20 protein-coding genes are annotated in these 22,071 nt (G+C 72.8%); 6 read left to right on the top strand and 14 right to left on the bottom strand.

Annotated features, from left to right (window positions below; genetic code table 11):
* Nucleotides 1-253 precede the first annotated feature (253 nt).
* Nucleotides 254-451 (top strand): DUF3073 domain-containing protein, encoded by a 198-nt coding sequence (locus tag B4E97_RS12840; RefSeq protein WP_019284959.1) that lies wholly within the window; start codon nt 254-256, stop codon nt 449-451.
* Nucleotides 452-634: 183 nt separating this feature from the next.
* Here B4E97_RS12840 and purM read toward each other — a convergent pair whose 3' ends face one another.
* The 6 genes from purM to B4E97_RS12810 form a co-directional block, all read right to left on the bottom strand.
* On the bottom strand, nt 635-1,747 hold the full coding sequence (purM, locus tag B4E97_RS12835; protein WP_029210780.1) for a phosphoribosylformylglycinamidine cyclo-ligase: 1,113 nt from the start codon (nt 1,745-1,747) through the stop codon (nt 635-637).
* A 61-nt stretch (nt 1,748-1,808) separates the two neighbouring features.
* Entirely contained in the window at nt 1,809-3,281 is a 1,473-nt protein-coding gene (gene purF, locus B4E97_RS12830) for an amidophosphoribosyltransferase (RefSeq protein ID WP_286960133.1), read from the bottom strand.
* Nucleotides 3,282-3,334: 53 nt separating this feature from the next.
* Nucleotides 3,335-3,649, bottom strand: a complete 315-nt coding sequence (locus B4E97_RS12825; RefSeq protein WP_029210782.1) for a hypothetical protein — start codon at nt 3,647-3,649, stop codon at nt 3,335-3,337.
* A 9-nt stretch (nt 3,650-3,658) separates the two neighbouring features.
* Nucleotides 3,659-4,666, bottom strand: coding sequence for a beta-1,6-N-acetylglucosaminyltransferase (locus tag B4E97_RS12820; protein WP_286960132.1), 1,008 nt, complete (start codon nt 4,664-4,666; stop codon nt 3,659-3,661).
* A 107-nt stretch (nt 4,667-4,773) separates the two neighbouring features.
* Nucleotides 4,774-5,658, bottom strand: coding sequence for an LLM class flavin-dependent oxidoreductase (locus B4E97_RS12815; RefSeq protein WP_286960129.1), 885 nt, complete (start codon nt 5,656-5,658; stop codon nt 4,774-4,776).
* Nucleotides 5,655-6,062 carry a sterol carrier family protein gene (locus B4E97_RS12810; RefSeq protein ID WP_286960128.1) on the bottom strand — a complete coding sequence of 136 codons (408 nt, stop codon included), beginning with the start codon at nt 6,060-6,062 and terminating at the stop codon, nt 5,655-5,657. Before B4E97_RS12810 ends, B4E97_RS12815 begins: the two co-directional genes overlap by 4 nt.
* A 14-nt stretch (nt 6,063-6,076) precedes the next feature.
* On the opposite strand from B4E97_RS12810, the gene B4E97_RS12805 reads away from it, so the two are divergent.
* Together B4E97_RS12805 and B4E97_RS12800 are read left to right on the top strand one after the other, a co-directional pair.
* On the top strand, nt 6,077-7,123 hold the full coding sequence (locus tag B4E97_RS12805; RefSeq protein ID WP_029210785.1) for a zinc-dependent alcohol dehydrogenase family protein: 1,047 nt from the start codon (nt 6,077-6,079) through the stop codon (nt 7,121-7,123).
* Nucleotides 7,124-7,142: 19 nt separating this feature from the next.
* Nucleotides 7,143-7,988 (top strand): spermidine synthase, encoded by an 846-nt coding sequence (locus B4E97_RS12800; protein WP_286960127.1) that lies wholly within the window; start codon nt 7,143-7,145, stop codon nt 7,986-7,988.
* A 192-nt stretch (nt 7,989-8,180) separates the two neighbouring features.
* Here the strand turns inward: B4E97_RS12800 and purL are convergent, their stop codons facing one another.
* The 6 genes from purL to B4E97_RS12770 all read right to left on the bottom strand — a co-directional run bounded on the left by purL (nt 8,181) and on the right by B4E97_RS12770 (nt 16,399).
* A complete protein-coding gene (gene purL / locus B4E97_RS12795; RefSeq protein WP_286960126.1) occupies nt 8,181-12,137 on the bottom strand; it encodes a phosphoribosylformylglycinamidine synthase in 3,957 nt (1,318 codons plus the stop codon).
* Nucleotides 12,138-12,190: 53 nt separating this feature from the next.
* A complete protein-coding gene (locus tag B4E97_RS12790; protein WP_019284968.1) occupies nt 12,191-12,616 on the bottom strand; it encodes a hypothetical protein in 426 nt (141 codons plus the stop codon).
* A gap of 122 nt (nt 12,617-12,738) precedes the next feature.
* Nucleotides 12,739-13,647: a phosphoribosylaminoimidazolesuccinocarboxamide synthase gene (locus tag B4E97_RS12785; protein WP_019284969.1), complete on the bottom strand. Its 909-nt coding sequence runs from the start codon at nt 13,645-13,647 to the stop codon at nt 12,739-12,741.
* A gap of 23 nt (nt 13,648-13,670) precedes the next feature.
* The gene (gene purD / locus B4E97_RS12780; RefSeq protein WP_029210788.1) at nt 13,671-14,942 is read right to left on the bottom strand and encodes a phosphoribosylamine--glycine ligase; all 1,272 of its coding nucleotides are present in this window, start codon (nt 14,940-14,942) and stop codon (nt 13,671-13,673) included.
* A gap of 66 nt (nt 14,943-15,008) precedes the next feature.
* Entirely contained in the window at nt 15,009-15,374 is a 366-nt protein-coding gene (locus B4E97_RS12775) for a hypothetical protein (RefSeq protein ID WP_051274013.1), read from the bottom strand.
* Nucleotides 15,375-15,622: 248 nt separating this feature from the next.
* Nucleotides 15,623-16,399: a transcriptional regulator gene (locus tag B4E97_RS12770; RefSeq protein ID WP_286960125.1), complete on the bottom strand. Its 777-nt coding sequence runs from the start codon at nt 16,397-16,399 to the stop codon at nt 15,623-15,625.
* Here B4E97_RS12770 and B4E97_RS12765 point away from each other — a divergent pair.
* The 3 genes from B4E97_RS12765 (at nt 16,382) to B4E97_RS12755 (ending at nt 19,393) form a co-directional block, all read left to right on the top strand.
* Complete coding sequence (locus B4E97_RS12765) at nt 16,382-16,627, top strand: hypothetical protein (RefSeq protein ID WP_286960124.1); 246 nt, start codon at nt 16,382-16,384, stop codon at nt 16,625-16,627. The two genes, B4E97_RS12770 and B4E97_RS12765, sit on opposite strands and share 18 nt — an antisense overlap.
* A 168-nt stretch (nt 16,628-16,795) precedes the next feature.
* A complete protein-coding gene (locus B4E97_RS12760; protein ID WP_286960123.1) occupies nt 16,796-19,015 on the top strand; it encodes a HelD family protein in 2,220 nt (739 codons plus the stop codon).
* Between the two features lie 45 nt (nt 19,016-19,060).
* Complete coding sequence (locus B4E97_RS12755) at nt 19,061-19,393, top strand: chorismate mutase (protein WP_019284974.1); 333 nt, start codon at nt 19,061-19,063, stop codon at nt 19,391-19,393.
* Between the two features lie 39 nt (nt 19,394-19,432).
* On the opposite strand, the gene B4E97_RS12750 is transcribed toward B4E97_RS12755, so the two are convergent.
* The gene (locus B4E97_RS12750) at nt 19,433-20,725 is read right to left on the bottom strand and encodes an adenylosuccinate synthase (RefSeq protein ID WP_029210791.1); all 1,293 of its coding nucleotides are present in this window, start codon (nt 20,723-20,725) and stop codon (nt 19,433-19,435) included.
* Nucleotides 20,726-20,803: 78 nt separating this feature from the next.
* A complete protein-coding gene (locus B4E97_RS12745; protein ID WP_029210792.1) occupies nt 20,804-21,802 on the bottom strand; it encodes a helix-turn-helix domain-containing protein in 999 nt (332 codons plus the stop codon).
* Nucleotides 21,803-22,071 lie beyond the last annotated feature (269 nt).

The raw sequence follows: 22,071 nt of genomic DNA, 5'->3' as shown, positions 1-22,071 counted from the left end.
TATGCGGGTTCTGTGCATCTCGATACGCCCGTATGGGTGCATCAACGCCCGAACCAACGCGAATCCAGTCAGCCCGGACATCACGTCCCGTGACTGCCCGTGGGCACGCGAGGATGCTCGACTCCACAGATGGCCCTCCCAGCATGTACCGTGTCCCTCACGAAGACACGAGATTCCCGGGGTCGCTCCGCCCGCTACGGCACCAGCCGCAGCCAGCGATGCCACTCCGGCAGACGCGCGAGGGGGTCACGCCATGGGGCGCGGCCGGGCCAAAGCCAAGCAGACCAAGGTTGCCCGGGAGCTGAAGTACTTCTCTCCCGACACCGACCTGAGTGCTCTTGAGCGAGAACTGCACGCATCGACGCAACGGGACACCGGCGAGCCACGCCGTGAACCGGATGACGACGACGGCTACGACGACTACGACCGGTGGTCCGCCGGTGGGCGCTGACCCATCGGGCCCGACCTGCCTCCTCGGCGGGTGGGTGACCCGATGTCGTCAGGTCGTCGCGCCGCCCGACCCCTGACGGGCGGGTCGGCATACCGCACATCGGACGGGGAGGGTGTCACCAGCTGGTGACACCCTCCCCGTCCGTCCGCCGTCCCCGTCTCAGACGCGGCTCCGGACTCGCTCTCAGACCCGGTGGGCGCCGACCAGCTGGACCGATCCCCCGTCGACGCCCTTGGCGCCCCGCACGACCTCGTGCCCGGGGTCTGCCGCGACGTCAGCGGCGTCCGACACCCGACCCATGACCCACGCGGGCAGGTCGCGCTCGCTGCACAGGTCCAGGGCGCGGTCGACCGCCGTCTCGGGAAGCACCGCCACGAAGCCCACCCCCATGTTGAGGGTGCGCTCGAGGTCGGACTGCGGCACCCGGCCGAGCTCCTGGACCAGACCGAAGATCGGCGGCGGCGTCCACGTCGCACGGTCCACGGTGACGAGCACCCCCTGGGGCAGGACCCGCGCGAGGTTGGCGGCGAGCCCACCCCCCGTGACATGGCTCAGCGCGTGGACGTCCACGCCGTCGGCCCGGATCAGCGCGAGCAGGTCGCGGGCATAGACCCTGGTGGGTGTCAGCAGCGACTCGCCCAGGGTGCTGCCGAGCTCGGGGACGTCCCGGTCGTAGTCCCACGACGCGTGGGCGAAGACACGTCGCACCAACGAGTACCCATTGGAGTGAAGTCCCGACGAGGCCAGCCCCAGCACGACGTCGCCCGCCCGCACCCGCTGGGGGCCGAGGACCTCGTCGTGCTCGACGACCCCGGTCGCGGCGCCCGCGCAGTCGTACTCGTCGGGTTCGAGCAGACCGGGGTGCTCGGCGGTCTCCCCGCCGACCAGGGCGACGCCCGCCTGCTCGCACGCGGCCGCGATGCCGGAGACGATGGCGGCGATGCGCTCGGGCACGACCTTGCCGGTGGCGATGTAGTCGGTCATGAAGAGCGGCTCGGCCCCGCACACCACGATGTCGTCGACGACCATGCCGACGAGGTCGAAGCCGATGGTGTCGTGCCGGTCCATGGCTTGCGCGACGGCGACCTTGGTCCCCACCCCGTCGGTCGACGTGGCCAGGACCGGGCGGCGCATCCCGGCGAGCGCCGAGGCGTCGAACATCCCCGCGAACCCGCCGAGCCCGCCGAGCACCTCGGGACGGGTCGCGCGTCGCACCGACGCCTTCATCAGCTCGACGGCCTTGTCGCCGGCCTCCACGTCGACCCCTGCCGACGCGTAGGTGATGGGCTCGCTCACGAGGGACCTTTCGTTGCGGGTGTGCAGGTGGGCCGTCCGGCTCCGGGCAAGACGCGGACGGTCAGGCGTGGGCGGGGTCGAGGACGACCGCCTGGTCGTCGGGGACGCCGAGGGGGTACGTGCCCGAGAAGCACGCGGTGCACAGCTGCTCGCGGGGCTGGTGGGTCGCGGCGATCATGCCGTCCTCGCTGATGTAGCCGAGGCTGTCGGCTCCGACGGACCGCCGAACGCCCTCGACGTCGATACCGGTCGCGATCAGCTCGGCCCGGCTCGCGAAGTCGATGCCGTAGAAGCAGGGCCAGCGCACCGGCGGCGAGGAGATCCGGACGTGGACCTCGGCCGCCCCGGCCTCGCGCAGCATGCGGACCAGCGCCCGCTGGGTGTTGCCGCGCACGATCGAGTCGTCGACCACGATCAGCCGCTTGCCCTTGATGACGTCACGCAGCGGGTTGAGCTTGAGCCGGATGCCGAGCTGCCGGATGGTCTGGGACGGGGCGATGAAGGTGCGGCCGACATAGGCATTCTTGACCAGGCCCTGGCCGTAGGGGATCCCCGACTCCTCCGCGTAGCCGATCGCCGCAGGGGTGCCCGACTCCGGGGACGGCATGACCATGTCCGCCTCGACCGGGTGCTGGCGCGCCAGCTCGCGCCCCATGTCGACCCGCGCCTCGTAGACGCCGCGCCCCGCGATCGTCGTGTCCGGTCGGGCGAGGTAGACGTACTCGAAGACGCAGCCCTTGGGCTCGGGCTCGGCGAAGCGCCGCGTGCGCAGGCCCTGCTCGTCGACGACGACCAGCTCGCCCGGCTCGACCTCGCGCACATAGCTGGCGCCGACGATGTCCAGGGCGGCGGTCTCGGACGCCACGACCCAGCCGCGCTCCAGCCGTCCGACCACCAGCGGCCGGACGCCCTGCGGGTCGCGCGCGGCATACAGGGTGTGCTCGTCCATGAAGACGAAGCAGAAGGCGCCCTTGACCAGGGGCAGCTGCTCCATGGCCGCCTCCTCGAGAGAGACGTCCTCGGCCCGGCTGCCCAGCAGCGAGGTGACGATGGCGGTGTCCGTCGTGTTGCCACGACGCAGCTCCCCGCCCGCCGTGCCGAACCCGTCGACGTGACGGGCGGACAGCAGCCCGCGCAGCTCGGAGGTGTTGATGAGGTTGCCGTTGTGGGCGAGCGCGATCGTGTGGTGGGCCGTGCCGCCCAGCGTGGGCTGGGCGTTCTCCCACTTGCTGGCCCCAGTGGTGGAGTAGCGGGTGTGCCCGATGGCGAGGTGCCCGGTCAGGGACCCGAGGGCGGTCTCGTCGAACACCTGGGACACCAGCCCCATGTCCTTGTAGACGAGGACGCGCTCTCCGTCGGACGTCGCGATCCCCGCCGACTCCTGCCCGCGGTGCTGCAGGGCGTAGAGACCGTAGTAGGTGAGCTTGCCGACCTCCTCGCCGGGCGCCCAGACGCCGAAGACCCCGCAGGAGTCCTGGGGCCCGGTCTCGCCGGGAAGGATGTCGTGATTGAGTCGACCGTCACCTCGTGTCACGGGCCCAGTGTCCCACAGCGCGGTCGACCCGTCGTCGCCTCGGCGTCAGCGCCTCAGCGTCGGCGGTCGAGGAGCACGGCCACCAGGGCGCCGAGGAGGGCACCCAGGCCACCGCCGAGGACGCCGAAGAACATCATCACGCGCCCTATGCCATAGGTCGCCGTCTGGCTGGCGCCGCTCACCGCGACAGGGTCCGGCCGCAGCAGCAGCGCCACCCCGGTCGCCAGCGCGAAGCCGAGAACCGCGCCGACGACGATGAAGCGGGAGAATATCGGGCGCCGCCCACCCCGCGCCGGGGAGGGGTCGGTGGCGGGGGCCGGCACGGGGTCCTTGCCGGCGTCCGTGCTGACATCAGGGCGGTCGCTCACCGCCGCAGTCTATCCGCGCGCGGCGGCGAGCCCGGTCGCGACGGGGGGCAGCCCGGGGGCACGCTCGGCGCCGGTGAGCTTGACCTCGCCCGGGACCGCTTCCTCGATCGCAGGCACCTCGTCGCCCCGCCGGGCGCAGAGGCGGTCCGCCTCGGCCACGACCGCGTCGTCCACGTCCGCGGGCAGCTTGCGGGCGAAGGCGGCCGGGGTCCGGGCCGCGAGGGCCAGCTCGTCGAGATCGAGCCAGGTGGGGCTCCACTCGTCGTAGCGGAACCGGGCGAAGGTCGTCGGGCAGTCCATGACCCGCAGGCTCGCGTCGGCCAGCAGCAGGGACTGCACGTAGGACTCGTCCGAGATGCGGGTGCGCTCGAAGAACGCCCTAACGGCCGGGTCCTCGCGGTGCCGACGCAGCACGCTGTCGAGCGCACGGGAACTCATCGTCAGCCACTGGCTCCCCTTGATGACGGTCACCGGCGGGCGGCCGCGCACCAGCTCTGCGCGTCGCACGCCCAACGCCCACCGGGAGTCGCGACGCCCTTGGTAGAAGAGAACGGCCCCGTGGACGGCCGGGGCGACGCGTCGCCAGCCCCACTTTACGGTTCTCCGGGCGATCCGTGGCCCCAGCCGGGGCGGCTGCACGCTCCACCAGCGGTACTGCCAGTCCTCCTCCATAGGGGGATAGACGTCGACCAGGGCGTCTGCGCCGGTCGCCCGCACCTGAGCCTCCCACTGGGCGAGATCACGGATGGGATAGTCCTGGCCGGACACGAGCACCACGTGATCGACGTCGACGGTCCCATGCACGTGCTCAAGAACCTCCAGCTCGGCCTGCATCATGGACCAGCCGCCCCAGGTGATGCGCACGTCGCTGTCCACGGCGGTGGCACCCACCTCGGCCAGCAGCTGCGAGGTCACCAGGCCCGGCCCGTCAGGTCGCACGACGATTTGCGCCTGCGGGCTCAGCTCCCGGATGCGACGCAGAGCTCGAGCCAACCCCTCCCGGTCGGTGTGACACATGACGATATAGCAGAACCTCGGCGATGACATATGTGCGTCCCCTCGTCAACGGTGCGGCCGATCCTAACCGCATGCTAGAGAGCATAGACGGGGGCGAGCGGAACGACTCACCCGCCCCCGCGACGCGTATCACTCGATCCCGGCTCGGTGAGCAGCCGGGAGGCCACCTCCTCGAGGACGGCCGGGTCCCCGGCATACGGCCCGTCCGGTCGCGGCCAGTGGGTGATCACGTCGGTGAACCCCAGCTCGGCCACCCGCCCCACCACGTCCTCGAAGCGGTCGGCGGACGAGAGGGACAGGTCACCGGCCGGGTCGACGTGGACGTAGCGGCGGAAGCCCTGCGGCGGCCCGAGGTCGTCCATCCGTCGCGACAGCTCCCCGAGGCTGCGCCACCAGGCCTCGCGGTCGTCGCCGTGGGTGCCGGTCGTGACCCAGGCGTCCCCCAGCGCGACGGCGAGCCGTTGCGACCGTGGCCCGTTGGCGGCCATCACCACCGTGGGGCGGGGGTCCGCGACCGGGAGCGTCCGGGCGTCCCGGCAGGTGAAGTACTCCCCCTCGTGCTCGACGTGGTCCTCGCGCAGCAGCCGGTCCAGCAATCGGGCGAACTCCTCGAACCGGTCGACCCGCTGACGCACCGTCAGCTCCGGCCCACCCAGCACGCGCGAGTCGAGGTCACCACCGGTGCCGAGACCGAGCAGCAGCCGGCCGTCGCTGACGTCCTGCAACGACTGCACGTCCCGGACGAACGCCGCGGGGTGCCGGAAGTTGGGCGACGCCACGAAGGTGCCGATCCCGACGTGCCGGGTGACCAGGGCGGCGGCCGTCAGGGTCGAGACGGTGCCGTACCACGGCGAGTCCGGCAGGCCGCCCCAGGTGAGGTGGTCGTAGGTCCACAGGTGGTCGAAGCCCAGGTCCTCGGCCGCCCGCCAGCGGGGCTCTGCCTCGCGCCAGCGCAGCTCGGGCAGGATGGTCAGGCCGATGCGCGGCGTCATACGAGATCCTCCTGGTCGGACGAGACGCCGGCCGTCCCGGCGCCGGGGGCCAGCGGCAGCAGCGAGGTGAGGTCGGAGCGCTGGCCGCTCGCGCGCATCCGGCCGCCCGAGACGGCCTCGGTCCAGGTGAGCGCACCGGTCGCCAGCTGCAGCCAGGTCCCCGCGTCGGTCTCCACCGTGCTCGGCGGGGTGCCGCGGGTGTGGACGGGACCCTCGACGGCCTGCACCGCGCCGTATGGCGGGACGCGCACCTCCAGGGAGCGCCCGGGGTGCCGCGCGCCGAGCTCCTCGAGCGTGTATCTCACGGCCGTGGCCACCGTCTGGCGCGGCGCTGCGGGATCGGCCTGCCAGGCGGCGAGCGCCTCGGCGCCCTGGTCGGCGGGGATGCGGCGGCGGGGTGGCATGTCACGATGGTGGCATGCGAGCAACGATGATCCACGCAGCCCGTGACATCCGCCTCGAGGAGGCCCCCGCCCCGTCGGTCCTGACCCCCACCGACGCCGTGGTCCGGGTCGTCCGGTCCTGCATCTGCGGGTCCGACCTCTGGCCCTACCGCGGCGAGAACCCCACCGACGAGCCCCACCCGATCGGTCACGAGTACGTCGGCGTCGTGGAGGAGGTCGGCGAGGAGGTCAAGAACGTCGCGCCCGGCCAGTTCGTCATCGGCGGGTTCACATACTCCGACAACACCTGTGAGATCTGCCAGGCCGGGGTGCACAGCGCCTGCCTGCACGGTGGGTTCTACGGCTCCAAGGACCGCGCCGGCCTGCCCGTGGGTGGCTGCCAGGCGGAGTACCTCCGCGTCCCGCTCGCCGACGGCACCCTCGTCGCCACCCCCGAGATGCCGTCCGACGACCTGCTGCCGTCGCTGCTCACGCTGTCCGACGTCATGGCCACCGGGTGGCACGCCGCGGTCTCCGCCGACGTCCGCGAGGGCCACACGGCGGTGGTCGTGGGCGACGGCGCCGTCGGTCTGTGCGGGGTGCTGGCCGCCCGCGAGCTCGGCGCCGAGCGCATCATCGCCATGTCCCGCCACGCGTCCCGGCAGGCCATCGCCCGGGAGCTCGGGGCGACCGACGTCGTCGAGGAGCGTGGCGAGGAGGGCGCGGAGCGCGTGCGCGAGCTCACCGGCGGCCTCGGTGCCCACAGCGTCCTGGAGTGCGTCGGCACCGGCGGCTCGATGGAGCAGGCCTTCGCCGCGGCGCGTCCCGGCGGACGCGTGGGGTTCGTCGGGGTGCCGCACGGCGTCGAGCTCCCCGTCGAGCGGATGTTCCGCAAGAACATCTCCCTGGCCGGCGGCATGGCCCCGGTGCGGCGCTACCTCCCCCACCTCGTCTCCTCCGTGCTCGCCGGGCAGATCGCCCCGGGCGCGGTCTTCGACCTGACGCTGCCGCTCGACGACGTCGCCGAGGGCTACCGCGCGATGGACGAGCGCCGCGCGATCAAGGTCATGCTCACGCCGTGACGGCGACCTGCGAGCAGCGGTGAGCGACAACGGCATACGCATCGACTGGGTCGAGGGGCGAGCCGCCGGGCGCGCCGCGACGGTGATGCGCGACGGCCACCCGCAGTCCTTCGTCGACCTCGATGACCCAACCGTCCTGGCGTTCGAGTACGTCCAGCACCTTGCGTGCGTCCTGGACTCCCTCCCGCCCGGTCCGCTGGGCGTGACGCACGTCGGCGGCGCTGGGCTGTCGCTGGCTCGCTACGTCGAGGCCACGCGCCCCGGGTCGCCCCAGATCGTGCTCGAGCCCGACGCCGAGCTCACCGAGGTGGTCCGCCGCGAGCTGCCCCTCCCCCGACGGCACCGGATCCGGGTGCGGCCCGTGGACGGCCGGTCGGGGGTGGCAGCCCTGCGGGACGGGTCGGCTGATGTGGTCGTGGTCGACGCGTATGACGGCGGCCGGGTGCCCCCCGAGCTCGGCACCGTGGAGTTCCTGACCGACGTGCGTCGCGTCCTGCGTGCTGACGGGCTCGTCCTGCTGAACCTCGCCGACGAGCCGTCGTGGCGCTATGTCGCGGCCGTGGCCGCCGGGGCGGGGGTGGCGGGGCTCGACCACCAGGCCGTGCTGGCCACTCACGACGTGCTCAAGGGGCGACGCTTCGGCAACTCGGTGCTGGTCGCGGCGGGCTCGACCGCCGACCTCGACCTGGTCGAGCTGCGCCGCCACGTGGCCCGGTCACCGTTCCCCACGGGCATGTGGTCCGGTGCCGAGCTGGCCCGCCGCGCCCGGTCGGCGCGTGCGCTCACCGACGCGCTCGCCGCCGCGGACCCCGACGCCGCCTCGTCCCCGCGGACTCCGGACCTCGGACGCTGGCGCCTGCGCTGACGGCCTCGGGGCGACCTCACCGCAACGGCACGAACCGGCAGTGGCCGTGCGGACTCGTGCGCAGCTGCCCCGCCTCGAGCACCACCAGCATCATCTGGCCGCGTGCACCACGTCCATGAGACCTACCCTCGCACACGCCGGCGCGCCAGCCGCGACCTGCCGAACCGGCCCGTCCGCCATACCGGTTCGCGGTCAGCCGAGGTGGCTCCGGGCGTTGCGGAACATCCGCAGCCAGGGGCTCGGCTCGTCGACCGGGCCATCGGTCCACGACAGCTGGATGTTGCGCTGCACCCGCTCGGGGTGCGGCATCATCGCGGTGAACCGCCCGTCCGGCGTCGTCACGGCGGTCAGCCCCCCGGGCGACCCGTTGGGGTTGGCCGGGTAGGTCTCGGCCGGCGCGCCGGACCCGTCCAGGTAGCGCATCGCCGGCACCACGTCCGTCGGCGACCCGTGCCGGGAGAAGTCCGCGCGACCCTCGCCGTGCGCCACCGCGATCGGCAGGCGCGACCCGGCCATCCCGGCGAAGAAGATCGACGGGCTGTCGAGCACCTCGACCTGCGAGAGGCGGGCTTCGTACTGCTCGCTGCGGTTTCGCGTCCACCGCGGCCAGGCCTCGGCGCCGGGCACGAGCTCGGCGAGCTCGCCGAACATCTGGCAGCCGTTGCAGATGCCCAGGCCGAACGTGTCGCCCCGCTCGAAGAACTCCCGGAACTGGTCGGTCAGGCGCGGGTCGAACAGCACCGACCGCGCCCAGCCCGCACCGGCGCCGAGCGTGTCGCCGTAGGAGAAGCCGCCCGCCGCGACGAGGCCCGTGAAGTCGGACAGGTGCGCGCGGCCCGACTGCAGGTCGGTCATGTGCACGTCGTAGGTCTCGAACCCGGCCCGGTCGAACGCGAACGAAGTCTCGACGTGCGAGTTGACCCCCTGCTCGCGCAGCACGGCCACGCGGGGACGCGCTCCGCGCGAGAGGTATGGCGCCGCCACGTCCTCGCCCGGGTCGAAGGCCGGGGCCACCACCAGACCGCACGACTGCGTCCCGAACGCCGCGTGCTCCTCGTCGGCGCAGTCGGGGTTGTCGCGGAGGCGGGCGATGCGCCAGGACACCTCGTCCCACGCCTGCGCGAGGTCGTGCAGGGGCTCGTCGAGCACCTCGTCCTCACCCACGCGCACGCGGACGCGCCGGTCGTCGGTGGTGCGTCCGACGACGGTCACCAGCTCGGCCAGCCCGTGGTCGGCGAGGACGCGCAGCACGGCGTCCAGGTCGCCCTCCGAGCACTCGAGCAGGGCGCCGAGCTCCTCGGCGAACAGCCCGGCGACGGACTCCGCCGCGAGCTCCAGGCCCGTGGCTCCGGCGAAGGCCATCTCGCACGCCGCCGCCCACAGGCCACCGTCGGAGCGGTCGTGATAGGCGCTGACGAGCCCGCGCGCTCGCAGCGCGCCCAGGGCGGAGGCGAGCGCGAGCAGCCGCGCCGGGTCGTCGAGATCGGGCACCTCCTGCCCGAACGCCCCGCTGACCTGCGCGAGCATCGACCCGCCGAGGCGGTCGCGCCCGGCGCCGAGGTCAACCAGCACCACGAGCGATCCGCCACCAGCCAGCTGCGGGGTCCAGGTGCCGCGGACGTCCTCCATGGAGGCGAAGGCGGTGACCACCAGCGAGACCGGCGAGGTCACCTGCTTGTCGACCGGGTCGGCGCCGCCGGACGCCTCCGAGCGCCCGGACGCGTGCGGTCCCTCGGTCCAGCGGGTCCGCATCGACAGCGAGTCCTTGCCGACGGGCACGCCGATGCCGAGCGCGGGGCACAGCTCCATCGCCACGGCCTCCACGGTGTCGTAGAGCGCGGCGTCCTCGCCCTCCTCGCCGCACGCCGCCATCCAGTTGCAGGACAGCTTGACCCGCGAGAGCTCCACCGGGGCGGCGAGCAGGTTGGTGATGGCCTCGGCGACCGCCATACGGCCCGAGGCGGGGGCGTCGACGGAGGCGAGGGGCATCCGCTCCCCCGTCGCCATCGCCTCCCCGGCGAACCCGGCCAGGTCCCCGAGCGTCACCGCGACGTCGGCCACCGGCACCTGCCACGGCCCCACCATCTGGTCGCGGTGCGTGAGCCCGCCGACCGTCCGGTCGCCGATGGTGATCAGGAACCTCTTGCTCGCGACCGAGGGGTGGCGCAGGACGTCGTAGGCCGCCCGCCGCACGTCGACCGCCCCCACGTCGAACGAGTCCCCCTGCCGGACGACGCGACTCACGTCACGGGTCATCCGCGGCGGCTTCCCGAGCAGGACCTCCATCGGCATGTCGATGGCCCGCTCGGAGATGGGCTCCGCCACGTCGTCGCCGAGGCGGTCGTCCGTCAGGCGCAGCTGCCCGTCGTCCGTGGCGACCCCGACCACGGCGTACGGGCAGCGCTCCCGGTCGGCGAGCGACGCCAGCAGGCCGAGCGACGCCGGCGCGATGGCCAGGACGTAGCGCTCCTGGCTCTCGTTGCACCAGATCTCCTTGGGCGCGAGGCCGGTCTCCTCCAGCGGCACGGCCGCGAGGTCGAACCGCGCCCCCAGCCCGGCGCCGTTCACGAGCTCGGGGAAGGCGTTGGACAGGCCGCCGGCCCCCACGTCGTGGATGGCCAGGATCGGGTTGTCCTCGCCCATCGCCCAGCAGTGCGAGATGACCTCCTGCGCCCGCCGCTCGATCTCGGGGTTGCCGCGCTGCACGGAGTCGAAGTCCAGCTCGGCCGCGTTGGCGCCCGCCGCGAGGGAGGAGGCGGCGCCGCCACCCATGCCGATCCGCATCCCCGGACCGCCGACCTGCACCAGCAGGGTCCCCGGGGGGAAGACGACCTTGTCGGTCTGCGAGGCCGAGATCGTCCCGAGCCCGCCGGCACTCATGATCGGCTTGTGATAGCCGCGGCGCACCCCGTCGACGGTCTGCTCGTAGACGCGGAAGAAGCCGCCCAGCGCCGGACGACCGAACTCGTTGTTGAACGCCGCCGCGCCGATCGGGCCCTCGACCATGATCTGCAGCGGGCTCGCGAGGTGGCCGGGGGCGCCGTACGGCGACTGCTCCCACGGCTCGGAGGTGCCCGGCAGGTGCAGGTTGCTGACCGCGAAGCCGGAGAGCCCCGCCTTGGGGGCCGAGCCGCGCCCGGTGGCGCCCTCGTCGCGGATCTCGCCGCCCGCTCCGGTCGCCGCGCCGGGGAACGGCGAGATGGCGGTGGGGTGGTTGTGCGTCTCGACCTTCATCAGGACGTGGACCTCGTCCTCGTATGCCGCGTAGCGCCCCGGCCCGTCCTGCTGCTCCGGCACCCAGCGCGTGCGGCGGCCACCCTCCATCACGGACGCGTTGTCCTTGTAGGCGATGACCGTGCCCTGGCCGTTGGCCTGCTCGGTGTGCCGGATCATCCCGAACAGCGACCGCGGCTGCGGCTCGCCGTCGATGACGAAGTCGGCGTTGAAGATCTTGTGCCGGCAGTGCTCGGAGTTGGCCTGGGCGAACATCATGAGCTCGACGTCGGTCGGGTTGCGGCCCAGCCCCGTGAACGCGTCGACCAGGTAGTCGATCTCGTCGTCGGACAGCGCGAGCCCGAAGCGCCCGTCGGCCTCCACCAGCGCCTCGCGTCCCGCCCCCAGGACGTCGACGTGCTCGAGCGGCTCGGCCTCGCGCTCGGTCGCGAGCAGCGCGGCGTCCTCGCGGCGCAGCAGGACGGTCTCGGTCATCCGGTCGTGGAGGACCGCGGCCGCGGCGGCCCACTGCTCGTCGTCGAGGGCCGGCCCGTGCAGGGAGTACTCGACGACGCGCTCGACCCGGTGCAGGTCCAGGGCACAGCTGTGAGCGATGTCGGTCGCCTTGGACGCCCAGGGGGACACGGTGCCGAGGCGTGGCGCCACGACCACCAGGGTGCCGTGGGTGCCGTGGGCGCCGTCGGCACCCTCCGAGCCGTTCGCCCAGGGCTCGCCATAGGTGAGCAGGCTCTCGAGGGTGGCCCGGTCCTGCGGCGTCAGCTCCTCGGCGCTGGACACCCAGTGCACGAACCGCGCGTCGATCCCGGTGACCTGCGGCACGACGGCCTGCACCCGGGCCAGCAGGGCGGCGGCCCGGAAGTCGGAGAGCGCCCGACCCCCCTCGACGACGGAGAGGACGTGGGCGGGCGACGACATGGAGGCTCCTCGGGGGCGCGGCGATCGAGCGCCCTCAGGCTACCGGCTCGGGGTCAGTCGTCCTCACCGGTGTAGACGCCGGTGCTCGAGGTGTCCGTGGCCCGGGCGAGGTCGACGTCGTGGTGGGTGGTGCGACGCGCCTCGTGCCGTCCAGCACCCTCGGGGATGGGGGCGACGGCGCCGATCCCCGCCTCGTAGGCGTCCCAGTCGTCGTCGTAGTCACCCACCGTGATGGTGGCGCCCTCGGCGTGCACCCCGGCGACCTCGTGGTGCTCGGGGGCCAGCGCCCCGCCCAGCTCACGCGCTCGGGCGAGGAGCTCCGCCGTGACCTCGCCGGGGACGCTCAGCACGAGGCGGCGGCCCTGGCGGATGCGCGTGAACTCGCCGTAGCCCAGCTCGGCCGCCCGCGGCAGGGCGTCGTGGCCCTCGGCGTCCGGCGCGTCGCTGGTGGGCATGACGTTGACGACGATGCGTCCCATGTCGGGGGTCTCCTGGGTCCGGCGGGCGGGTCCCCCCAGGATATCGACGACCCCGTATGCCGTCCTGGCGCCCCCGGCATACCGCTCCGGCGTCTCGATCTGCCCCCCTGTGGAGGAGCGGCTCAGCCGAAGCGGCGCCCCGTCAGCGCCTCGTAGGCCTCGACGTACTTGGCGCGGGTCCGCTCGACCACGTCCTGCGGCAGGGGCGGCGGCGCCTCGCCGGAGTCCTTGTCCCAGCCGGAGGCCGGCGAGGTGAGCCAGTCGCGGACGTACTGCTTGTCGTAGGACTCCTGCCGGGCGCCCGGCTGCCAGGTCGCGGCGGGCCAGAAGCGGGAGGAGTCGGGGGTGAGGACCTCGTCGGCGAGGACCAGCTCGGGCTCGGCGCCCTCGCGCCGGCGCACCCCGAACTCGACCTTGGTGTCGGCGATGAGGATGCCGCGGTCGGCGGCGATCGCGTTGCCACGGGCCAGGATCCGTCGCGTCAGGTCGCCGACCCGGGCCGCGAGACCGCGGCCGATCTCGGCCTCCACCTCGGCATAGGTCATGGGCAGGTCGTGCTCGCCCATCGGCGCCTTGGTGGTGGGGGTGAAGACCGGCTCGGGCAGGGCGGACCCGTCGACCAGGCCCTCGGGCAGGGGGATGCCGCACACCGCGCCGGTGGCGCGGTAGTCCTCGAGGCCGCCGCCGGTGAGGTAGGCGCGGCCGATGCACTCGACGGGCAGCATCTCGAGCCGCTCGCACAGCACCGCCCGCCCGGCCACGGCGGCCGGCACGTCCGTCGACAGGACGTGGTCGGGCACGACGTCGGCGAGCTGCTCGAACCACCACAGGCTCAGCTGGGTCAGGACCGCGCCCTTGTCGGGGATGGGGGTCTCGAGGACGTGGTCGTAGGCCGAGAGCCGGTCGCTGGCCACCAGCAGGAGCTGGTCGGTGCGTGCCTCACCGGTCGCCGGGTCGAGCGGGGCATAGAGGTCGCGCACCTTGCCGGAGTAGACGTGGGCGTAGCCGGGGAGCTCGAGCGTGGGTGCCACAACAGGCCTCTCGTGGGTGGGTCTCAGACGACGACCTCGCCGCGCTGGGCGGCGAGGGCGATGTCGGTGCGGTGGTGCGATCCGGGCAGGTCGATCCGGTCGACGGCCGCGTAGGCGCGCACGCGGGCCTCGGCCAGGTCGGCGCCGAGCGCCACGACCGACAGCACGCGTCCCCCGGCGGAGACGAGCAGGCCGGCGTCGTCGAGGCGGGTGCCGGCGTGCAGGACGTAGGCCTCCGTCTCCTCCTCGAGACCGCTGATGGGGCCGCCCGTGACCGGGTCGGCGGGGTAGCCCTCGGACGCGACCACCACGGTCACCGCGTGCTCGTCGCGCCACTGCAGGTCGGGCTGCTCGTCGAGCCGCCCCGTGGCGGCGGCGCGCAGCAGGGCGCCCAGCGGGCTGGCCAGGCGGGCCAGCACGACCTGGGTCTCGGGGTCGCCGAAGCGGGCGTTGAACTCCACCACGCGCGGTCCCCGAGACGTGAGGGCGAGCCCGACGTAGAGGACGCCGACGAACGGCGCCCCGCGGCGCGCCATCTCGTCGATCGTCGGCTGCGCGACCCGCGCCACGACGTCCTCGACCAGCCCGGCCGGGGCCCAGTCGAGCGGCGAGTAGGCGCCCATGCCACCGGTGTTGGGGCCGCTGTCGCCGTCGCCCACGCGCTTGAAGTCCTGGGCCGGGGCCAGCGGGACGACCGTCTCGCCGTCGCAGAGGCAGAAGAGCGAGACCTCGGGCCCGTCGAGGAACTCCTCCACGACCACCTGCCCGCCAGGCTTGTCCAGACAGACCTTTGCGTGCGCCAAGGCGGCGGCCCGGTCGTCGGCGACCACGACCCCCTTGCCGGCCGCGAGGCCGTCGTCCTTGACCACGTATGGCGTCCCGAACCCGTCGATGGCGGCCGCCACCTCGTCGACGGTGGTGCACACGTGGGCCATCGCGGTGGGGACGCCCGCAGCCGCCATGACCTCCTTGGCGAAGGCCTTGGAGCCCTCCAGCCGGGCCGCCTCGGCCGAGGGACCGAAGCACGCGATGCCCCGCTCCCGCACGACGTCCGCCACGCCCGCCACGAGCGGCGCCTCCGGACCGACGACGACGAGGTCGACGCCCAGCTCCTCGGCCAGGTCGGCGATCCCGGCCCCGTCGGTGATCCCGCCCGGCAGGTCGCGGCAGAGCGCCACCTGGTCGATGCCGGGGTTGCCGGGAGCGGCGACGACCGCCTCGACGGTGGGGTCCTGGGTCAGCGCGTGGACGATGGCGTGCTCACGGGCACCGGTGCCGATGACGAGTACCTTCACGCGCTCAACCCTAGTAGGTCCCTGCTGAGGGCGACGCTGCCCGCAGGCCAGGGCGTCGGGACGCCGTCAGCCCCTCCGGCATGCGCCCAGGAGTAGGTCCGCAACGAGGTCAAGGTCGTCCATCGAGATGTCAGCATCTCCAGACTGTCTCAGAGCGCGCAGCGACTGGGCACGCCGACGGACGAACCACAGGTCCACGTGCAGCGCGACGTCCGCAGAGACACGCTGCGAGAGATCTGCCAGCCCGGCCCTGACCAGGGGACCTGACCCGGCATCCAGGGCAAGCCGCACGATGTCCATCAGGTCCGTCGCCTGCTTCTCCGCAGACCGGTTCATGATGGCTTGCAGCTTCATGGCCACGAGCGGCCCCGGCTGCGAGACGCGGGCGACCACGACGACCGGAGGCCCGTCCGAGGGGATCGCCTCGAGCATCAGCGGCGTGGCGGTGTCGTTGGCCCACGCGTGCGCCGAAGCGTGCCGATCTCAACACCTCGAGGTGCGGCGCATCGCGAGACCCTCGGTCGACGATGTCCAGGTCCACCGTGGCTCGATACGGACGAGCCAGGCGCGAGAGGACCGCCAACCCCCCGACGACCACCGGGGGCTCCCCGAGGAGATGGGTGACCTCGCGCACCCCGTGCACCACGGTCGTCATGGCGTCGCCGAAGAAGACGACCCGGTCACCAGACACGCGTGAACTCCTCTGCCGGGTCCCAGTGCTCGAGGACCTCGCGTCCCCGCCCAGCGTCCTTGGCCAGGTCCAGAGCGACGAAGAGAGGATGCGCGAGCGGCCAAGGCCCCCCAGAGCCCGCTGGCGTTCTCAGCGTCACCACGGAGGGCACGGGCGCCAGGCGCAGCGTGATCCGAGCCTCGTTCCCTGACGGTGCCGCGCCAAGGAGCCTCTCGGCCCTGCGCAGGGTGATCTCGTCGGGCACGTAGCAGTCAGGCACCTGGTCGCGCCTCGCCGCCACTGGAGCCCCGTAGGCAGCGGCGGCCAGGGTGCCGGTCAAGGCCCACCCCGGCGAGCCCGGACCCGCCCCGTGGTCGAACAGCCCCATTCGTAGTGCGTCGGCCTGCACCGGGTCAGCCAGATCGGGGGCGCGAACGAAGGAGAACGTGGCGCTCGGCCATCGTGGCACCAAGGCCCAGAACAGCTCGGTGCCAAGGGGGCGATTGTCCTGGCCGATCAAGCCATCTCCCCGCAGGAGCGCGAGAAGGTGCGAGACGGTGCCCGCAGACCTGCCGAGCTCCCGCCCCAGCTCGCGCACACCGCGGCGCCGGGCCGGGTCGAGCAGAAGGGTGGCCGCGATCTCAGCACCCGCCCGACCGGCCAGCGCATCCGACCTGGCCGCAGTCGTTCGCACCGGCTCGATGTCGGCGGCGACGAACAACCCCGGGGCCCGTAGCGACAGCCGCCCGCGCCGGTCCAGGTATCCGGCATGAGCAGCATCCAGCACGGAGCGTGCACCCTGCGTGACCCGATCGGCATCCAGCATGAGCGTGGCGTCGCCACTGTCTCGGGCGTCGAGCAGCCGTCGGGCGACCTCGTCCGTGACCAGGCTCCTCCTTACGACCTCTACCCGCAGCGCCACCCCGTCCGGGTCGACAAGCACGGACGCGCCCTCGAGACCCGCGGCGGGGACCCCCGCTTGAGCCATCGCATCTGCCACCACCCTGGCGTCTGACATAGATCCACCGTCCGCCCTGTTCGACGTTCTGTCAATATCGAACGGTGAACATCTGTTGTTCACACCTACGTGGTCCGGCAACGGGCGGACGCGACTAGAGTGGATGGTTCCGTGGTCGCGCCCCCGCGACCCGCACCGACGCGAGATCAGCAGGTGAGAGCACACGTGACGGATGCCGAGCAGACCCCCGCCACCCCGGCGGAGGAGGCCCTGCGCGCCGAGCTGGCGGTCGAGCAGGAGCACGTCGACCGCGTCTACACCGAGCTCGAGCGGGCGTCCGTGCGGGCCCGGCTGCTGGAGACCGAGGGGCTGAGCCGCGGGCGCACCGACCGGGTCGGAGACGTCCGTGACGAGGAGGCGTCCGCGCTCTTCGAGCGGGACGCCCTGATGTTCAACGCCGCTCGCCGCCGCGCCTCGCTCGACAGCCAGCACGAGGGCCTGGTCTTCGGCCGGCTCGACATCGATCACCCCACCGGCCCCGGCGAGGGACGCGAGGTCCGCTATGTCGGACGGCTCGGCGTGCGCGACGAGGAGTACGAGCCGCTCGTCATCGACTGGCGCGCCCCGGCCGCCGCCCCCTTCTACCGCTCCACCCCCGTCGAGCCCATGGGTGTCCTGCGCCGCCGCGTGCTGCGGTGCCGCGGCCCGCGGGTGATCGGCGTGGAGGACGACCTCATGGTGCCCGAGGCGCCGGACGACATCGTCGTGATCGGCGACGGGGCGCTGATGGCCGCCCTCACCCGCTCGCGCGGCGCCCGCATGCGCGACATCGTCGCGACGATCCAGCAGCACCAGGACGAGGCCATCCGCGCCAAGGCCTCGGGGGTCACCGAGATCACCGGCGGCCCGGGCACCGGCAAGACCGTCGTCGCGCTGCACCGCGCGGCCTACCTCCTCTACTCCGACCGTCGCCGCTTCGAGAGCGGCGGGGTGCTCGTCGTGGGCCCGAGCGCCGCCTACACGGCCTACATCGAGCGCGTGCTGCCGTCGCTCGGTGAGGACTCGGTCTCCCTGCGGGCGCTCGGCGACCTCGTCGACGGCATGTCGACCGACCGCGTCGACTCCCCCGCCGCGGCGGCGATCAAGGGCTCCCTGCGCATGCGCTCGGTCCTCGCCCGCGCCGCTCGCGGCCGGGACCCGTTGGCCCCCACGGAGTTCCGCGCCATGATCTCCGGCCACCCCGTCCGCCTCGACGCCGGCGCGCTCGACCGCGTCCGCCGCCGGGTCCTGCGCCACCAGCGCCGCAACGGCTCGTGGGACGCAGCCGGTGAGGCCCTCGGCGAGGCAGCCTGGGCCACCGTGCACGGCGGGGACCGCGAGGAGTTCTTCGACGCCTACGACGACCACCTGGAGGTCGACGCCTTCCTGCGCGAGTGGTGGCGTCCCGTCGACCCTCGCGAGGTCCTGCTCTGGCTGGCCGACCCCGAGGTCCTGGCCCGGCACGCGCGCGGGATCCTGTCTGACACCGAGCAGGCGGAGGTCGTCGCCTCGATGCAGGTCGCGCTCCGCACCGGCACCTGGTCGGTGGCCGACGTCGCCCTCGTCGACGACGTCGCGGCCCGCCTCGGCCCGGTCGTCGAGCTCGAGCAGGAGGAGCGCGGCTTCTACGAGATCGAGGAGCTGGACGCCACCGAGCGCCACGGCGTGCAGGAGGTCGTCGTCGGCCGTCAGCGCCTGGCCGCCGTCGAGCCCCGCGCCGAGCTCGCGCCCGCCACGGCTCGCGAGCGCCTGCTGTCCGGGCGGATCGGCGACGTCGACGAGTACGCCCACGTCCTCGTCGACGAGGCCCAGGACGTCTCCCCCATGCAGTGGCGATCCCTCGGGCGACGCGGGCGCTGGGGATCCTGGACCGTGGTCGGCGACGCCGCCCAGGCGTCGTGGCCCGACCCCGTCGAGGCGGCCGCGGCCCGCGAGGAGGCCTGGGGCGGCAAGGAGCCCGCGCGCTTCCACATGACGACCAACTACCGCAACGCCGCCGAGATCTTCGACTACGCCTCCCGCGTCATCCGCGCCGCGGTGCCGGACGCCGACATCCCGCAGGCCGTCCGCGAGACCGGCGTCGACCCGGTCGAGCTCGACGTCCCCCGCGCCGAGCTCGCCGAGCAGGTCGTCGCCGTGGCCGGGGGCCTCCTCGACGAGGTCGACGGCCTGGTGACGGTCATCCTGCCGGCGTCCTGGGACGGGCTGCGCCCGGCGCTGGAGCCGCTGGGCGACCGCGTCGTCGCGATCGACCCGCTGTCCACCAAGGGTCTCGAGTACGACGCGACGGTGGTCGTCGACCCGGACGCGATCGTGGCCGAGACCGCGGGCGGCATACGGACCCTGTATGTCGTGCTGACGCGCGCAGCCCACCGCATGACGGTGATCCGCCCCGACACACGCTGAGACGGGGCTACCCGCTCCCGGGGTGACAGGACAGACTCAGGCCCCATGAGCGAGCAGGACCACCGGTCGACCGAGACGGCGGGCGACGACCCGGTCCTCGCGGCCTACCGCCAGAGCATCGACAACATCGACGCCGCCCTGATCCACATGCTGGCCGAGCGGTTCAAGGTCACGCAGAAGGTCGGGGAGTACAAGGCGACCGCGGAGCTGCCGCCGGCCGACCCGTCCCGCGAGGAGCGTCAGATCGCGCGCCTGCGCCGCCTCGCCGAGGCCGCCGAGCTGGACCCGGAGTTCAGCGAGAAGTTCCTGCGCTTCGTGATCGACGAGGTCATCCACCACCACGAGCGGATCCGCGAGCGCGAGCACCGCGACCGCTGAGCCCCCGCCGACCAGTCGCAGCCGATCAGTCGCGGCCGATCAGTCGCGGCCGAGCAGGTCGTGGCGCACGACCACCTCGTCGCGACCCGGCCCCACGCCGATCACCGACACGCGCGCGCCGACCTGCTGCTCGACGAACTCCACGTAGCGGCGGGCGTTCTCGGGCAGCTCGTCGAAGCTGCGGCAGCCGGTGATGTCCTCCTGCCAGCCGGGCAGGACCTCGTAGACCGGTGTGGCGTGGTGGAAGTCGCTCTGCGACACCGGCATCTCGTCGACGCGCTCGCCGTTGATCTCGTAGGCCACGCACACCGGGATCTCGGCGAAGCTGTCGAGGTTGTCGAGCTTGGTGATGACGAAGTCGGTGACGCCGTTGATGCGCGTGGCGTAGCGCCCGATGACGACGTCGAGCCAGCCGATGCGCCGCGGACGGCCGGTGGTCGTGCCGAACTCGTGCCCGATCTCGCGCAGCCGGTCGCCGACCTCGTCGTGCAGCTCGGTCGGGAAGGGCCCCTCGCCCACGCGCGTGGTGAAGGCCTTGAGGATCGCGATGACCCGGTCGATGCGGGTCGGCGGGATGCCCGCGCCGGTGCACGCTCCGCCCGCGGTCGCGTTGGAGGACGTGACGTAGGGGTAGGTGCCGTGGTCGACGTCGAGCAGGGTCGCCTGGCCCGCCTCGCAGAGCACGACCTTGCCGGCGTCCAGCGCCTCGGAGATCTCCAGCGAGGTGTCGGCGACCATGGGCCGCAGCCGGTCGACGTACGAGAGGAGCTCCTGCACGACCTCCTCGGCCTCGATGGCCCGGCGGTTGTAGAGCTTGGTGAGCACCTGGTTCTTGGAGACCAGCGCGGCCTCGACCTTCTGCCGCAGGATCGACTCGTCGAAGAGGTCCTGGACGCGGATGCCGACGCGGTTCATCTTGTCGGCGTAGGTCGGGCCGATGCCCCGGCCGGTGGTGCCGATCTTGCGCTTGCCGAGGAAGCGCTCGCCGACCTTGTCCATCGTCGTGTTGTAGGACGCGATGACGTGGGCGTTGGCGCTGATCCGCAGGCGGGAGGTGTCCAGGCCGCGCGCCTCGAGGCCGTCGAGCTCCTCCATCAGCACGGACAGGTCGACGACGACGCCGTTGCCGATCACCGGCGTGACGCCGGGGGTGAGGATGCCCGAGGGCAGCAGGTGCAGGGCGTACTTCTCGCCGTCGATCACCACCGTGTGGCCGGCGTTGTTGCCGCCGTTGAACTTCACGACGTAGTCGATCTCGGAGCCGAGCAGGTCAGTCGCCTTGCCCTTGCCCTCGTCGCCCCACTGCGCCCCGACCAGCACGATGCCTGGCATGTCAGATAGTCGCCTTCCCTGCTTCAGGTCCGCACGAGACAGGCGCCCGTGCCCCCCGAGTTTACGCGACCGGCCTGTTCAGGGACGTTGCCGACCCGGTATGCCGCCGCTCCCGGCCGCCCGCCGGGCCACCGCCATGCCGAGCTGGAACCGCGTCTCGACGCCCGCCTCGTCCATGAGCAGCGCCACGCGTCGGCGCACCGTCCGCAGGGACACCCCCAGGTGGCGCGCGATCACCTCGTCCTTGTGCCCGGCGGCCAGGAGGGTGAGCAGCCGGCGGGTGTCGCCGTCGTCGGCCGCGGCGTCCGGCGGAGGCTGGCCGGCCTCCCACGCGAGGTCGAAGAGCCGCTGGAACGCGGCGACCAGCATGGGGTCCCGCACCTTGACGTAGTCCGCCTCCAGGCTCCCCCAGTCCGTCGTGGCGAGCACGAGGTCGTCGCCGAAGACGACGAACTCGCTGAGCGGCTCGCGCACGAGTCGCTGCTCCTCCCCCACCTTCGCGAACCGCGCCATCCACATCCGGGAGGACGCCGACGCGATGGCGGCCATGGGATACAGCGAGCGCATCGACCGGCCCGACTCGATGGTGCGGCGGGACAGGTCGAGGACCTGCTCGATCCCGTCCGGGCTCCAGTCGGCGGTGATGGCCGACGAGCGGATCACGCCCGTCGTGGTCTGGATGCCCTCCAGCACGACGCCCGTCATGAGGTCCGCGGGTACGACCTCCCAGGTGGGGCGGCGGACGCCGGATCGCGCACCGGTGTGGTCCACCGCGAAGTGCGCGATGGCGTTGCGGGTGCGCTCGAGGTTGCCCTGGCGCCGGCGCACGTCGTGCAGGCCCGACTCCACGAGCCTGCCGATGGCGGCGCGAGGGTCGTCGGCGTCCAGCATCCCGTCGGCCGTCTCGGTGACCAGTCCCCGGTCGACCAGGTGCGCCGCCGCCGACCGGACCGCGTCCTCCGACCACCCGAGCCGGCCCGCCAGCTCGTCGACGCTGACGGGGGCGCTGCGGAGTACTCGTCGGTAGAGCCGCTCGGCATCGCGATCGATGTCCAGGGAGCTGAGGAAAGAGGTCATCGCACCTGCTCAGGAAGGGTGTTACAGATTCTTCTTGGCAGGTTAGTGCCATTGGCCGAAAAGCGACACCCGAGCACGCTGCGTTGCGACATACTGGGGACAACGCGAACGAACAACACGCGATGTGACTGAGCACCACGTCGTGATCGATCGCGGACACGAGGCCACGCGCTTGATGGCGGCGCAAGCCTCACAGGGGGAACAGGTGCCGGGGCAGGGGATGCCCCGGCACCACCCATGTCCAGACCGTATGACGAGAGCGCGCCCTC

Origin of the sequence: Arsenicicoccus sp. UBA7492, from assembly GCF_002479615.1 — a bacterium.
Classification (GTDB): Bacteria; Actinomycetota; Actinomycetes; order Actinomycetales; family Dermatophilaceae; genus Arsenicicoccus; species Arsenicicoccus bolidensis.
This window is presented reverse-complemented; position numbering and strand designations above follow the sequence as displayed.

Coding starts and splice junctions, on each gene's coding strand:
- purL (WP_286960126.1), bottom strand. CDS start 12,137: ATGTCGTCGCCCGCCCACGTCCTCTCCGTCGTCGAGGGGGGTCGGGCG.
- B4E97_RS12750 (WP_029210791.1), bottom strand. CDS start 20,725: ATGCCAGGCATCGTGCTGGTCGGGGCGCAGTGGGGCGACGAGGGCAAG.
- B4E97_RS12755 (WP_019284974.1), top strand. CDS start 19,061: ATGAGCGAGCAGGACCACCGGTCGACCGAGACGGCGGGCGACGACCCG.
- B4E97_RS12840 (WP_019284959.1), top strand. CDS start 254: ATGGGGCGCGGCCGGGCCAAAGCCAAGCAGACCAAGGTTGCCCGGGAG.
- B4E97_RS12805 (WP_029210785.1), top strand. CDS start 6,077: ATGCGAGCAACGATGATCCACGCAGCCCGTGACATCCGCCTCGAGGAG.
- B4E97_RS12820 (WP_286960132.1), bottom strand. CDS start 4,666: ATGTGTCACACCGACCGGGAGGGGTTGGCTCGAGCTCTGCGTCGCATC.
- B4E97_RS12815 (WP_286960129.1), bottom strand. CDS start 5,658: ATGACGCCGCGCATCGGCCTGACCATCCTGCCCGAGCTGCGCTGGCGC.
- B4E97_RS12745 (WP_029210792.1), bottom strand. CDS start 21,802: ATGACCTCTTTCCTCAGCTCCCTGGACATCGATCGCGATGCCGAGCGG.
- B4E97_RS12790 (WP_019284968.1), bottom strand. CDS start 12,616: ATGGGACGCATCGTCGTCAACGTCATGCCCACCAGCGACGCGCCGGAC.
- B4E97_RS12765 (WP_286960124.1), top strand. CDS start 16,382: ATGAGCAGCATCCAGCACGGAGCGTGCACCCTGCGTGACCCGATCGGC.
- B4E97_RS12810 (WP_286960128.1), bottom strand. CDS start 6,062: ATGCCACCCCGCCGCCGCATCCCCGCCGACCAGGGCGCCGAGGCGCTC.
- B4E97_RS12775 (WP_051274013.1), bottom strand. CDS start 15,374: ATGCTCGAGGCGATCCCCTCGGACGGGCCTCCGGTCGTCGTGGTCGCC.